Below are 14,996 nucleotides of genomic sequence, written 5' to 3'. Positions count from 1 at the left end.
TTTCCAGTTTGCCTTATGTGATTGGCACGTAAGCAACCAACTTCGTTGTTTCATTGCTAAAATTGGAGCCGAAAGTCTCCAATTTTGCCTAGTATCCTTAGCTTCACTAAGGATACCTTCATCACTACGGCAACTGGCTCAAGGCTCACTCTGTTCGCCCATTTTCGTAATTTGTCACTCTCTTTATTCTGCGTCTTCTGCTAAGAGTTTAGCTCGTGTTGCTTCATCCAAAAGTGGGTAGCCTAGGCGTTTGCGTTCTGCGACAAAGGTTTTGGCTACGACACGGGCCAGGTTACGGATACGAGCGATATAGCCTGCGCGCTCCGTTACGGATACGGCACCACGCGCGTCAAGCAGATTAAAGGTGTGTGAACATTTGAGAACATAGTCATAGGCAGGGTGAACCAGACCTTCTTCCAAGGCACGACCAGCTTCTTTTTCAAACTTATCAAAGTTTTCCAGCAACATCTCTTGATCCGAAATTTCAAACGAATATTTTGAATGCTCGTACTCAGGCTGGATAAAAATTTCTCCGTATTTTACACCATCAGCCCACTCGATATCATAGACAGAATCAACTTCTTGAATGTAAGAAGCCAAGCGTTCTAAACCATAGGTAACTTCCGCAGTCACAGGGCCAGTTGCCAATCCCCCTACTTGTTGGAAATAAGTGAACTGAGTGATTTCCATCCCATCAAGCCAAACTTCCCATCCAAGACCAGCTGAACCAGTAGATGGATTTTCCCAGTTATCTTCAACGAAGCGGATATCATGTTCCAATGGATTGATACCTAATTTTTCCAAAGACTCAAGGTAAAGTTCCTGGATATTTGATGGAGATGGCTTCATGACCACTTGGAATTGGTGGTGTTGGTAGAGACGGTTAGGGTTTTCCCCGTAACGACCGTCAGCAGGACGACGTGATGGCTCTACATACGCTGCATTCCATGGCTCAGGACCGATAGCACGAAGGAAGGTGTAAGGACTCATCGTTCCCGCACCTTTTTCATTATCATAAGCCTGCATAAGCATACAACCTTGGTCATTCCAAAATTGTTGCAAAGTCAAAATAATTTCTTGAAATGTTAATTTCTTAGACATTGAATACTCCTTAATAAAAAATGTTTTCTTGCGACACGAGTTTGCCTCGTCGATTATACGAGGCAAGACGAGTTAGTACTGCGTCTAGCTCAGCACCCTAGTGCTGAGCGTGGGGCAGTCCGACTGTAAGGAGGTCTATGCTACTGACGCAGTGGAAAGTCAATTTTTTAGACATTATTTACTCCTTTTTTTATAAATTACTTGCGACACTAGTCTGCCTCGTCGATCATACGAGGCAAGACGAGTTAGTACTGCGTCTAGTTCAGGCACTCTAGTGCTGAGCGTGGGGCAGCCCGACTATAAGGAGGTCTCTGCCACTGACGCAGTGAAATGTTAATTTCTTAGACATTGAATACTCCTTAATAAAAAATGATTTCTTGCGAACGAGTCTGCCTCGTCGATTATACGAGGCAAGACGAGTTAGTACTGCGTCTAGCTCAGCACCCTAGTGCTGAACGTGGGGCAGCCCGACTGTAAGGAGGTCTCTGCCACTGACGCAGTGAAATGTTAATTTCTTAGACATTTTTTACTCCTTTAGTTGATATTATCTTTTTAAATTTATTTATCAAGCAACCAAGAAAAAGCTGGGGCCTGAAAAATATGACGTTTGGGAACAGTTTGTAAATTCTGATTGCATTCATCTACTGTACCCAATTTCAAAGCACAAACTTCTGGTACATCTTCTTGAATAGTGAAAATTTGACTGTGACAGTTCTGGCAGTAATAGCGTTGTTTCCCTGGAGATGAACTATAAGTAACTAAATTCTTTTCTCCATACAATACTAAATTTTTGCTGCTAACTTTGGCATTAACTGTATAGGCAGACGCAGTTGCTTTCCGACAGAATGAGCAATGACAAAAAACTAATTCCGACAATTCCTCATCTAAAGTATAGGTCACTGCTTTGCATAAACAAGATCCTTTAAGCATTATGCTCCTTTCTACTTAGGTATTAGACGAAATTCAAAAAGAACCAAATTTCAACACCCAAGCCTTGCGACTAGGGGCGTCAGAAACGCGGTTCCACCCTAATTTATTACTTCATTGTTTTTTAAAATACGACAGAAAGCGCCAGTTTCTTACCTTGTCCTACTTGGCTCCCACTATCCCAAGCTCGCTTGAAGAACGCCATAAGACTTTCTTTCTTGTTGATTATTATATCAGAAAGAGAGAAAATTTACAATTCTTTTTCTTACTTTCTAAAAATCCATCTCATCCACACGAGGTGCGCCAGAAGTCACTGAAATCGTCTTTAAGATCTCTCGCTCTTCTTTGCTGAGTTCAATCCCAAAACAGTCAAGATTGCTCTGGATGCGAGAGGCTGTTACTGACTTGGGTAACGGTAAAAACTCTTCTGCCAAACTCCAAGCCAAGGCAATTTGAGCCACTGATTTCCCATGCTTCGCAGCAATTTCTTGGACTTCTTTCTTATCAAACAACTCTCCTTGCCCAAATGGTCCCCAAGCCTCTAAGAGAATTCCTTTCTCTTTACAGTAGTCAACCACTTCCTCTTGATAAACTCCTGGTGCTAAGCGTACCTGATTGACTGCCGGGATGATTCTTGCTGTCTCAAGCAAAGCATCCAAATGATGAGGGAGAAAATTACTAACTCCGATCGCACGGATTTTGCCTTCTTTGTAAAGATCCTCCATCGCTCTCCAGACTTCAGCATTACGAGTTTTCCATTCGTCGTTTTTTCTTAATGGTTTTGGATTTGGCCAATGGATAAGGTACAAGTCTAGATAATCCAATCTCAGTTTTTCCATTGATTCCTCAAAAGCTTGGCGAGCTTCTTCGTAGCTGTGATTGGTATTCCAAAGTTTGGTCGTTACAAAGATTTCTTGGCGTGGAATACCGCTATCTCGTATAGCACAGCCAACGCTCTCCTCATTTTGATAGATAGCCGCAGTATCGATATGTCGATAGCCAGCTTTTAATGCTTCTAAAACGGCTTGGTAGGCTACCTCTCCATTTTCAGCTTTCCATGTTCCAAATCCTAGAACAGGAATTGAAATTCCATTATTAAGGGTGTAAGATTTCATCGTTTTACCTTTCTATGTGAAGAAAATCTAAAGAAACAAAATCCTGATTATCAGAACACTTGCCCCTTTAGATTTTAACAATTATTGATCACGATCGTAATAGATCTCGTGAGCTTTCAAGCGAGAATTGAGCAATTCCGGAATAGTCACAAATGTATAACCTTGCTCTTTCAGATATTCTATAATCTTTGGAAGAGCATTAACTGTAGCGCCATGAATATCATGCATAAGAACAATCGATCCATTACGAACTTGATGCTGAATCTCTGTTAAAATAGCAGTTTCATTCTTGCTCTTCCAGTCCAAACTATCTACATTCCACATGATAAAACTCAAATCCAGACTATTACGAATATCATCTGTAATCGCTCCGTAAGGAGGTCGCATAAGTTTAGAACTCGAACCTAAAACTTTGGTCAAGGAATCTTCTGTATCCGTGATTTGTTTTTTAGCATCTTCCAGAGACAATTTGGAAAGAACGGGATGATCCCAGCTATGGTTTCCTACAACATGGCCTTCCGATTTCATTCGTTTCAGAAGTTCTTCATTACCCGAGATGTTTTTACCAAGTACAAAAAAGGTTGCCTTTACACCATACTTAGCCAAGGTATCCAAAGCCTGAGTAGTTGTAGATGGATTTGGACCATCATCAAAAGTCAAGGCTACAACTTTTTTATTTTTCTGAGCAAAGTAAGCTTGGTAAAGTTCAGCATCTTTCTCAAGCAGATAGGATGACTCAATAACATCAAAGAAACTGGATATTGGTAAAGCAATTTCCTCCAGAGCCTCTCCTGAGTTCGCTGGATAAAGGATGAGTTGGCTATCTTTATAGTCAAAGCTCCAAGACGTCAATTCTTGGTCTGTGAAGTTTTTTAGAACCTGATCCATTTTTGTCTGGTCAAGTTTCTTATCTTCTAGAGTTGATTTGATTTGACTCAGCAAGAGTTCCTTGGCCTTGCTTGCATCTTTGAAAAGTTTACTCAGATCAAAAATTTTCCCATCTTCAGTCAAGAAAACTTTTCCTAAAGAAGTCTTTTCTTTTTCCTCCACTTTTGAAGCAGACAAATCGTAAACTTGCTTACTAATATTACGAGCCACAACTCCCTTTAAAACAGGATCCAACTGCTCCGTATAATAAAAAACCAAATCTTCTTTATCTTCCAGCTTTTCCTTAATATCCTGGTTGATTTTTTCTCTAACAGATGCAATGACTTCTTCTCCTTGAAGAGGGTAGTAGACAATCACTTCGGCTTGACCTTTTCGGAAATGGTCTTTCTGACTACCTGCGTTGAATTGTTGATCTTTTTCACTTTTTAGCGCTTCAATTTTTTGTTCATAAGATTGCTTTTGTAGAACCTTGTGACCAATGACACCACCTAGGCAGATCATAGCAAGACTTAAAATACCTACTAAAACCAGTAATACATTTCTCTTTTTATCGTGGGAAACACGCTTCTCTCTATTTTTCTTCATACCTCCATCATATCAAATCAGAACTATAATTTCAATGATAAATCGATATTCTTCTATTTTTGAAAGAAATAATAAAAAGCCTAGATGATCTAAGCTTTTCAGGTATTAGAAGCGAATCGCTTCACGTGTTTTTTCATAAGAAGAAACAAAGCGATTTGTGACTCCTGGTTCTGCAACTTCCAAGGCCTGAGAAATCTTCTCAAATGATGCCTTGTAGTCAAATTCTTTTTCAAAAATTTCAAGTGCTTCATTGAAAGCTTGCTGGATACGCTCATCAAATGAACGGTAACGGTTTGAATACTGCAAGAGTTGCTCCGTCAAGGTCGCGTATTGAACAATATTGTAGGTTTCTGTTTCAAGAGCCTCCATGTCATGGGTCGCAATTTCAAGAATTCGTTTAACTGATTCAATATTAACTTGTGCTTGTTCTAACTCTGCCATCAGATCTTCTGTGTTATGGCTTGCAGTAAAGAAAAGTTTCAAGAAACTTTGAGGAATACCCGGTAAGTTTCTCTTTTCCATGTAGCGTTTGATAGTATGCAAGCGATTCACATAGACATTGGCTTTCTGACGAGCATTGATGTCGTCTTTTTCGATTTGAGCTAGGCGTTCACTAACAGAAACTTGTTCGTCTTCAATGTCTTTTAGATTACTTTGAAGTGAATTAAGCTGCTCCTCTAAAACAGAGTAGGCTTGAGTAGGTTCTGTCTGATCTTCAGTTGCCTCTGTGATCGCTGTATCAAGCCCTGACAATTCAGCTTGAAGACGGCGGACATGGTTCCCATCACTTTCTGGGAGAAGATAAGTTTTATTCAAGCGTTCAAGGTCTTGAACCAAAACCTGATTATTTTCTTTCAAGTGATTGAGGTAGGTTGGCAGCGTTGAAAGGAGACTTTCAACGACCTTTTGGGCAGCTATTTCACGCGTGAAGATATCGTAGAGCGCATTAATCTCTTCTTGGATTTGTGTATTTTCATACTCTGCATTATCCAATTCCAACTGACGGATATTTTCTTGATTATTTTTCAAGGATTCATGTAAAAGTTGGAAGCGTGACTCGATGTCCGTTTCAGTGAAGTGATAATTAGCATCCAAGAGTTTACGGTAGCCTTCCTCCAAATCTTCCAATTGTTCTGGAAGTTCTGTTGACAAAGTCTTCACGAGAGATGGAACACGATCAACGATATGTGTCAAAGCGAGAATATGATTTTCAGTTGAATCAAGAATTGCTGCAGCTTCAACTGGGTCACCTGAAGAGTTCAAGGTTACAAATTGAGAAAACTCTAACTGGATATTTTCCAATTGTTTCTCAATTTCAGGAAGGGCTTTACCATACTGTTCCGAATTTTCTGCTACGGTATGTTGCAGATTTTCAAATAAGTCCAAAGCATGCAGAACACGTCCGCTATTCTTAGACTCTTGTTTTTCAAGCTCTGAAAGCGCATTGCGAATCGCCGCAATGTCTTCTTCAATTAAATCAATTTGACTTTCGATTTGATCGATTTGGTGAGTCGCTTTGAAAAAGCGAAAAGAATTATTATAGCCTTCAGCCTCAAACAGGTTATTTTCAATATCAGCAAATGAGTTAAGGGATAAATCAACCCATTTTTGATTCCATTCACGGAAGGTTACCTGACTTTGACCAATCAAATGCATGTTTTTAACCGCTTCAACCTCATCATTTACAGGAAGGTTGTAGAGTTCTTCTTTTCTTTCTTCGAGGGCCGTCAATCTACTTACATTACGCTTACGTAGGAAGATTGCCGCTACATAAGCCAGAATCAAAATGACTGCAATCGCAACCATTAGATAAATTAGTTGTCCATTAGACATATCAAACTCCTTTTATACTAGAAACAATCGTATTGATTATATCATATTTTTTAGGTCATGGGAACTATTTCCCACATTTTTTAGACGTCAAGGGTACTGTAAACGGCATTTACTTCGATAAATTCACGGCGAGGTTCAACTCGGTCACCCATCAACATATCAAAGATTTTATCTGCTTCGGCAGCATCATCTACCGAAACACGCGCCATCAAGCGATGTTCTGGATCCATGGTTGTTTCCCACAATTGGTGGTCATCCATTTCTCCCAGACCTTTATAACGTTGGATGGTTGGTTTTGAACGCCCTTCACTGTGACGTGCTAAGGCTTCTTGGAGTTTAATTTCTTGATCTGCACCAGGTTGAATGTATTCTTTGATCTCACTTCCAACTTTAACCCCATAGATTGGCGGTTGGGCAATGTAGACATAACCAGCCTCTAAGATTGGTTTCATGTAGCGGTAAATCAAGGTTAACAAGAGGGTTCGAATGTGGGCTCCATCAACATCGGCATCGGTCATCAAAACGAGTTTTTGGTAACGAGCCTTAGTGACATCAAATTCTGCACCAAATCCTGTCCCCATGGCTGTGAAGAGACTCCGAATTTCTTCGTTTGCAAGGATTTTATCCATGCTAGCTTTTTCAACGTTCAAGATCTTACCACGAATTGGAAGGATAGCTTGGAATTCACGGTTACGACCAGATTTAGCTGACCCACCAGCTGAGTCTCCCTCAACGATAAAGAGTTCGGTTTCAGCTGGGTTGTTCGAAGAACAGTCTGCTAGTTTTCCTGGAAGATTGGAAATTTCCAAACCAGATTTCTTGCGAGTGACTTCACGCGCACGCTTGGCAGCTACACGAGCCTTGGCAGCCAAAATCCCTTTTTCCACGATGCGCTTAGCAATCTGTGGATTTTCCATGAGAAAATCAGAAAAGGCATCGCTGAAGAGGCGATTGGTAATCTTGACTACTTCACTGTTCCCCAGTTTGGTCTTGGTTTGTCCTTCAAACTGCGGGTTTGGATGTTTCACAGAGATAACAGCAGTCAAGCCTTCGCGGACATCTTCCCCTGTCAGGTTGTCTTCATTGTCTTTTAGTAGCTTATTTTTGCGGGCATAATCATTGATAACACGTGTCAGCGCTGTACGGAAACCTTGCTCATGCGTACCACCTTCATGGGTGTGAATGTTATTGGCGAAACTCATGACGTTTTCGTGGTAACCAGTTGTGTACTGCATGGCTACTTCAACTGTGATATCATCCATCTCACCGTCTGTGTAGATTGGCGTATCAAAGATAACATCCTTGTTCTCGTTGATATACTCAACGTAGCTAGCAATCCCACCCTCATAGTGGTAATGTTTGCTTTGTTCAAGACCTTCACGCTTATCTGTGATTGAGATTCGAAGACCTCGGTTCAAAAAGGCTAGTTCTTGAATACGTTTGTTTAATTTGTCAAAATCAAAGGTCGTTGTTTCTGTAAAAATCTCTGGATCTGGTGTGAAGTGAACTGTTGTTCCAGTTTTATCTGTATCTCCAACCACCTCAAGATCAGCAACAACATGACCACGACGGTATTCTTGGTAATGAATCTTACCGTTTTTGTGAACATGAACATCTAGTTGCGTTGAGAGGGCATTTACTACGGAGGAACCTACTCCATGGAGACCACCTGAGACCTTGTATCCGCCACCGCCGAATTTTCCTCCAGCGTGAAGGACTGTAAAGACGGTCTCAACAGCGGGACGTCCTGTCTTTTCCTGAATGTCAACAGGAATTCCACGACCATCATCCACAACAGTGATGGAATTATCTGGCTCAATAAAGACTTGGATATGACTGGCAAATCCAGCCAGGGCTTCGTCAATTGAGTTATCAACAATTTCCCATACTAGATGGTGAAGACCTTCTTTTGAAGTCGATCCAATATACATACCTGGACGCATACGAACGGCTTCCAGCCCCTCCAAAACTTGAATTTGACTGGCATCGTAATCCTGTGCCTGTTGATTTTTGATTTCTTCTGTCATTTTTTTCCTTTTTCTTACATGTCTATTGCTTGTCTCAATGTTGCAACGTTTTTAAAAAGATAGGCATCTAAGCCAGCAGCTTTACCTGCTTCTACATCAATATTTCTGTCACCAATGACCAAACCGGATGTAATATGATATTTAACACGTAAATAAATCATAGACTCAGGATCTGGTTTTCGTTTGAAACCAGAACTGGCAGTCACGACTTCTGTGAAGTAGTCAGCTATCTGCGTCTTGGCAAGAAGCTCCAGAACTTGGTCATTTCGATGAGAAACCAAGAAATGACGGCCACCCTTGTCAGAAATGTCTTTGAGTAGTTCTGGAATCCCTTCAAACAAAACTGGATACTCTAGCTCACGCGCTTCATTTTCTTTGTAGTTTTCTAAAAAATTCTCGATGTCTGGGGCAAACTTCTCGATAGCAAAAGCTGTCGAAACCTTCAAGGCTTCGTAGACACGGTCGTGCTCTTGCTCTATTCCGTATTGGGCTAAGGTTTCTACAAAGGCTGCTGTAGAAGTCTCATAATTATCCAATAGAGTGCCGCCTAAATCCCATATGTAGTCGTGATATTTCATACCCTTCATTATACCATTTTTTTATGAAAAAAGCGATGATTTCCTAGATTTTTCCAAGCAAAAACGAGTGTTTAACCCTCGTTTTACTGTTGATTTTCAAAGACATCCCGATAGAGCATGCCGACTCGTAAACTTTCAGCATCTCCTCCCAACTGCTCCACCAATTCATAGGCAAAGGCAAGGGCAGTTGACGGTCCTCGGCTAGTTGTTAGATTACCATCTACAACCACTGTTTGCTTTTGATAAGTTCCGTCAGTAATGTTCTCCTGAACACCGTCATAACAGGTGAAGCACTTGTCTTTCAAAACACCTGCTTGATGGAGGGCGATTGGAGCTGCACAGATGGCAGCAATTTTCTTTCCTGCTTGGCAAAACGCTTTAATCTGTGAAATGAGGGCTTGATTATCTCGTAGATTTGCCGATCCAGGCATGCCACCTGGAAGAACTACCAAGTCATAGTCTGACAAATCGCCATCAAAGATACGGTCGGCTTTTACCTGAATGCCATGTGATCCTGTCACCTGCTCTTCAAATCCTACCATATCACAGGAAATGTTTGCTCGACGCAAAACATCAACTACTGTCAAGGCTTCAATTTCTTCAAAGCCATTTGCTAAGATAACTGCAACTTTTGCCATAGTGGCCTCCTTATTTGATTTGTTTTAAGACGACTTTTTTTCGTTTGAATGGAACTTTTCCACTTTTCTCTTCTGCTAGATTGGTCTGGTAACTCATAGACAAGAGGAGACCGACACCGATGAGGTTACTGATAATTGCGGATCCCCCCTGAGAAATGAAAGGCAGAGGAATCCCTGTCAAAGGAAGTAAGCCTGTTACGGCACCGATATTTTCAAAGATATGGAAGAGCAACATCATGATAAAACCAGTCGAAATGTAGGTGTAGAACTGGTTATTTGACCTGAGCGTAATCTTCAACATTCGATAGATGAGAAGTAAGTACAGGGCAACGACAAAGACCGAACCAATAAAGCCAAAATCTTCAGCAATCACCGTAAAAATCATATCACTCTCACGTACTGGAATGAGGAGATTGGACACATTAAAACCTTGTCCAAACAAGCCACCACTTCCAATCGCAATTTGTCCCTGCGCCTGTTGGTAAGTCGTTGTTTGCGCAAAGTCAAAGGGATTGAGCCAAGCCAAGATGCGGTTGATCTGGTAAGTTGGCATTCCAATCTGATGCAAGAAGGCACGTCCATCCTTGCTTATAAAGATGGCCATGAAGCCTGCAACTGCAGTCACTCCTGTCGCAAAAACAGGAATGATAATCTTCCACGAAACTCCTGAAAGAAGAACCATGCCTGCAAAAATAGCTACAAAGACCAAGGCAGTCCCCAAGTCACTTTGTAGGGCTAAGAGGATCAAGACTGGGATGGTAAAGGCGATCATCCAACCAATCAATAGGAAATCTAAGGGAATAGTCCGTCGCCATTCCTTGTGTTTTTGAGTGAATTGTACGATGACTCGAGCCAACATCAAGATATAGGAAATCTTCATGAACTCCGATGGCTGGAAAAGTGTCGTTCCACCAATCGATACCCAGTTCTTGGCACCTGTAGAAGCCACCAAACTCGGATTGTAAAAAACAAGAGGGAGAACCATCAAGGCCAAGCCTAAGCCATAAAGATAGGGAGTCACCTTCCATAAAAACTCGGTATTGAAGAACATGACCACAAAACCAATGACAAGACCCAAGGCAATCCAAGCGATTTGCTGGCCTAGAATTGGTAATACATTATTTGGATAGTCATGACTAACTGCTATATAAATGGCCACCACTCCAATCACCAGTAAACAAAACACTGGTAGGAGGAGGCTATAATCGACTCGAGAGTCGAAGGAACGTTTCATATTTTTTACCTTTTCTCTTTCTTGGATTTTTCTTTCATTCTATTGCGACGAGTTTGGAGAAAATCAGCTACAGCAGGCTCTAGCTGGCCTCTAGAAAGAACCTGAACAGCCCTTTCTTTTGACAAGGCCTGAGCGATTTGTTTGCCGTAACGCTTGCTGACGACACGACTGTCTAAGATTACAGCAACCGAACCTTGGTCGGGTCGTCTGACAGTACGGCCCAAGGCTTGTTTTAGCCGAATGATAGCCATCGGCAACTGATAATCATAGAAAGGATTTTTCCCTTCTTGGCGCAGTTCCTGATTTAATTTTTTGGTTAAAGGTTCTTGGGGATTTTGGAAAGGCAATCTCGGAATCACTTGGATTACAAATGGATGGGTTGAAAAGTCAACTCCTTCCCAGAAACTACCTGTTCCAAGCAAGATTTGGCGTTCACCTTTTTCAAAACGTTTTTTCAGTTGGCTTGGTTCCCCATTTTTATACTGAGCTAGATGCAGTTGGTCGAGCAGGTCCGAAACTGCCAGCAGCATTTCTTTTGAAGTAAACAAAACCAGTATGGGTTCTTGAAAGGCTTGCAACCTTCGGATAACAGAAGCCACTTCACTAGCATAGTCAACAGGCGAAACTTCTGTCACAAGAGGAAAATCATCGACTAGAAAGACTTCTTGTTGCTCCTGCTTTGCTACATCAAGCTTAACAAGCGGAGCATCTGGAAATCCCAATAAATCTGCTAAGGAAATCCGATTGCTGATTTCAAGAGTGGCCGATACTCCTAGGAGCATGCAATCTTCTGGCAATAGGTCTGCTAGTATAAAGCGGCCTTTTTTGCTTGAACAAATCAACACATCCTTGCTCGATTTCTCTGCTGTAGCAAGCCAAAATTCACGGTCCGACGTGAAAAAGTTTGCAATCTCTCTATACTCTGGGAGAACTAGCTCCGAAAAATGTTGGCGCAAGTGTTCGAGAGAATCCAACCACTTCCCATTCTTCAGACCTGACTGATACTGCTCCATCAAGTAACGACATTCAAAGCCAATACTCTCAAGCAAGCGTTTCTGAAGCAAATCTTCCTCTGTCTCCAAGGACTTTTCAATTTGGATTACAAGTTCCTCAAGGCGATAAGCCTGCTGGGCTAGATTTTCAAGAGCTAGCAGCATTTTTTGAGCTTCATCCAATATCACCAAACGGTTGTCGACAAACTCGGGATTGTCTTCCAAACGAGTAACCAGATAAGCATGATTGGTCAAGAGAACACGACTTGTCTTGGCCTTGTCCTGCCCTCGTTTCCAAAAATCCTCTGTAGCAAATAAGCTTTTCTTTGAAAGCTTGCCATCGTGGACTAGTTCTGGCAGAAAATGCTGGTAGCGATAAAGTTGCCCGATTTCGTCCAAGTCACCAGTCTCTGTCTCCGTTAGCCAGATGAGCAGTTGCATTTTAAAGCGTGTGAAAAGGCGATTGGACTCAGATCGATGGAGAACTCTGTGAAAGACATCCAGTTTTAAATAATTTTGAGGCCCCTTGAGACTATGAATCTCCATATGGAAGACCTCTTTTAAGCGCTGACCTTCTTCTTGCATGATTTGATTTTGAAGAATTTTGGTCGGAACACTCACTAGAATCCCTGCTTGACTCTCCAAGTTCAAAGCTGGGAGGAGATAACCATAAGTCTTGCCCAGTCCTGTTTGAGCTTGGATAAAGGAAGTCTGGTCTTCTTCCAATAATTGCTCAACCTTCTCCGCAAATTCCAGCTGCTGTGGACGTTCCTCCAGCCCCAATAAAGAAATATTTTTTGCAAAATCTTTGGATAACTTTCGTGGTACTAATGCCTGACTTTCCTTTCTCAGGAAAAGTCCATGGAGTTCTATCAAGTCTGGCGAAGATAAGAGAGATTGTTGCTGATAGACCTCCTCAATCACCAGATAACTTTCATAGAGAAGGTTGTCTGCAAGGTTTAATAAGCTTTCTAAAAGCCCTTTAGGTAGCTCAAAAAGTTTTTGACGCATGTAAAGCAAGAGTTCAGCTGTTGCCTGAGCATCTGACAGGGCAGTATGGGCATGTTCCAGCTCAATGCCCAACTCTTGACAAAGGATACCTAAGTTATACTTTTCAAACTGAGGATACAGAACTTGGGCAAGCTCAACTGTATCCACCCGCGGTGTACGCAATTCATATCCTTCAAAAAAGAGGAATTCTGCAAGAAGGTTAGCATCAAACTGTACATTGTGCGCAACAAAAATACCGTCCTTAACCAATTCAAAAATTTTTCCAGCCACCTGAGAAAATTCTGGTGCCGCAGCCAAACGTTGATCGGTCAGACCCGTTAATTCTTTGATATGAGAATCCAAGGGTTCATGGGGATTGACATCAGTCGCATACTGATCGATGGTTTCACCATTCTCAATCACCACAATGCCTACTTGAATAATTTTTGCCTTGCTTCCGGTGCTGGTCGCCTCTAAATCAACGACCACATACCGATCATTTCTTGCATTCATCATTAAAAATTATATCAAAAAAAGCATGATTTGACACCCCTCAACTTTGATAACAATCTCGCTTTCCTTGCGAGTTTGACTAAAAATCAAGACCTTAAAAGTTAGAATTTCTCGCAAGTTCAGCAGTTGCTTGCTGGTTCTGAGGTATTTGAAAACCTTATCAACAAAGCTACATCAACATAAAAAGACAACCAAGGTATTAGCTGCCTTTTTGAGATATTTTTTTCATTGTTTTCGGAAGAGCCTTGCTAATTTCCGTCGGTAAGACCACATAATGTTCTTGAGCTAATTCTTGGGCTATAGCTGAATGCAGATGAGTCGCTGCTACCACTCGATCGTAGAGACTAGCTTGTTTAAACTGGCCTGCAAATCCTGCAATCATTCCAGCCAGAGTATCTCCCATTCCACCAGTTGCTTGATAGGGGCCTCCAACCTGTAACTGATAATATTCAGACTGACCAGCTTGCCAGATACGAGTCGCTGGACCTTTCTCAACTAAAATCGTCCCTTGAGGAAAAGCAGAAAGAGCCCTAGCAGTCGTCTCTGTATTTTGATGGTCAAGAACTATACCAGACAGTCTTTCCCATTCCTTTTGGTGGGGAGTTAGGATGAGCTGACTAGATGGGAATGGCAAATGGCCTTTTGCTAAGATGCCCAAAGCACCGCCATCTGCAATCAAAATCTGGTCTTCTCTGAGGATGTCAAAGACCTGTTTTACGAGTTCTTCTCCGAATGCTTCCTCTCGCAAACCCGGACCTAGCAAGACAGCTTCTGCCTTCTCTATCTGTTCCTTTAGTAATCCTTTATCCTTTAGAGAAAAAGTCATGGCTTCAGGTAAATGGCTATGCAGAGCTGGGATATTCTCCTGATCCGTCCCGACAGTCACCAAACCAGCCCCACTTTTAACAGCTGCAATGGCTGACATGATGATAGCTCCTCCATAAGGATAGGTCCCTCCCAGCAAGAGCAGACGACCGTAATCTCCCTTATGACTGTGACGACAACGTTCAACAATGACTTTTTCTAATAAAGCTTGATCAATCACTTTCATCGTTTTTTCCTCTCTATTCATTATACTATAAAGTTTATTGACCTTGCATCTTAAACATAAATCTCTTCCTTCATATAGAAAAAGAGGGGACAAAGCCCCTCTACGAAATATCTCTTTTTTCAAAGTCAATTAATTTCTTTTTTACTTTTTGCGACAAAGATAGCAGATAGAACTAGTCCAACACTTGCCAAGAAAATAGCTGTTTCTGACTGTTTCTCACCAGTTTCTGGCAATCTCTTGTCTTCTTTGGCAATTTGAACTGGTGCTCCTGAAGTCTGAGTTTTTTCTAACGAACTTAGCTTGAACTCTGGTTTCTCTACTGTCGGTGCTGCCTGGTCGCCTACTGTTGATAAGGGACCTGTGTAAGCTGGGAGCTCATGTTTCAAGGCCATAACGGAGTTGACTCCGCCCTGGAACTCTGGTTTTTCTACTGTAGGTGCGGATTGGTCTCCTGCTGTACTAAGTGGGCCTGTGTACTCTGGTACTTCATGTACTGCTGCCTCAGCCGCATTCACACCACCTGT

General features: G+C 41.8%; 12 protein-coding genes. All 12 read right to left on the bottom strand.

Annotated elements, in window-relative coordinates:
• Positions 1-183 precede the first annotated feature (183 nt).
• On the bottom strand, positions 184-1,101 hold the full coding sequence (gene glyQ / locus K1I53_RS00060; RefSeq protein WP_000038733.1) for a glycine--tRNA ligase subunit alpha: 918 nt from the start codon (positions 1,099-1,101) through the stop codon (positions 184-186).
• 558 nt (positions 1,102-1,659) lie between these two features.
• Entirely contained in the window at positions 1,660-2,031 is a 372-nt protein-coding gene (locus K1I53_RS00055; protein WP_084946277.1) for a GFA family protein, read from the bottom strand.
• 269 nt (positions 2,032-2,300) lie between these two features.
• The gene (locus K1I53_RS00050; RefSeq protein ID WP_125453979.1) at positions 2,301-3,143 is read right to left on the bottom strand and encodes an aldo/keto reductase; all 843 of its coding nucleotides are present in this window, start codon (positions 3,141-3,143) and stop codon (positions 2,301-2,303) included.
• Between the two features lie 81 nt (positions 3,144-3,224).
• The gene (gene pgdA, locus K1I53_RS00045) at positions 3,225-4,616 is read right to left on the bottom strand and encodes a peptidoglycan-N-acetylglucosamine deacetylase PgdA (protein ID WP_125453978.1); all 1,392 of its coding nucleotides are present in this window, start codon (positions 4,614-4,616) and stop codon (positions 3,225-3,227) included.
• A gap of 105 nt (positions 4,617-4,721) precedes the next feature.
• Positions 4,722-6,449 (bottom strand): septation ring formation regulator EzrA, encoded by a 1,728-nt coding sequence (gene ezrA, locus K1I53_RS00040; RefSeq protein ID WP_223327459.1) that lies wholly within the window; start codon positions 6,447-6,449, stop codon positions 4,722-4,724.
• 80 nt (positions 6,450-6,529) lie between these two features.
• A complete protein-coding gene (gene gyrB, locus K1I53_RS00035) occupies positions 6,530-8,476 on the bottom strand; it encodes a DNA topoisomerase (ATP-hydrolyzing) subunit B (RefSeq protein WP_125453977.1) in 1,947 nt (648 codons plus the stop codon).
• Positions 8,477-8,490: 14 nt separating this feature from the next.
• The gene (locus K1I53_RS00030) at positions 8,491-9,054 is read right to left on the bottom strand and encodes an HAD-IA family hydrolase (protein WP_038806464.1); all 564 of its coding nucleotides are present in this window, start codon (positions 9,052-9,054) and stop codon (positions 8,491-8,493) included.
• An 83-nt stretch (positions 9,055-9,137) separates the two neighbouring features.
• Positions 9,138-9,692, bottom strand: a complete 555-nt coding sequence (locus K1I53_RS00025; RefSeq protein ID WP_001140922.1) for a DJ-1 family glyoxalase III — start codon at positions 9,690-9,692, stop codon at positions 9,138-9,140.
• Positions 9,693-9,702: 10 nt separating this feature from the next.
• Positions 9,703-10,926 carry an FtsW/RodA/SpoVE family cell cycle protein gene (locus K1I53_RS00020; RefSeq protein WP_000830414.1) on the bottom strand — a complete coding sequence of 408 codons (1,224 nt, stop codon included), beginning with the start codon at positions 10,924-10,926 and terminating at the stop codon, positions 9,703-9,705.
• Between the two features lie 5 nt (positions 10,927-10,931).
• Positions 10,932-13,421 carry a bifunctional DnaQ family exonuclease/ATP-dependent helicase gene (locus K1I53_RS00015; protein ID WP_440138136.1) on the bottom strand — a complete coding sequence of 830 codons (2,490 nt, stop codon included), beginning with the start codon at positions 13,419-13,421 and terminating at the stop codon, positions 10,932-10,934.
• Between the two features lie 199 nt (positions 13,422-13,620).
• Positions 13,621-14,472, bottom strand: a complete 852-nt coding sequence (locus K1I53_RS00010) for an NAD(P)H-hydrate dehydratase (protein WP_223327457.1) — start codon at positions 14,470-14,472, stop codon at positions 13,621-13,623.
• A gap of 125 nt (positions 14,473-14,597) precedes the next feature.
• Positions 14,598-14,996 (bottom strand): SIALI-17 repeat-containing surface protein (locus tag K1I53_RS00005; RefSeq protein WP_223327456.1); only part of this gene is annotated, 399 nt, incomplete at its 5' end.

The organism is Streptococcus oralis (assembly GCF_019929365.1).
Lineage (GTDB): Bacteria > Bacillota > Bacilli > Lactobacillales > Streptococcaceae > Streptococcus > Streptococcus oralis_BT.
Note: the sequence above shows the minus strand (reverse complement) of the source record. Positions and strands in the feature narration are given on the sequence as shown.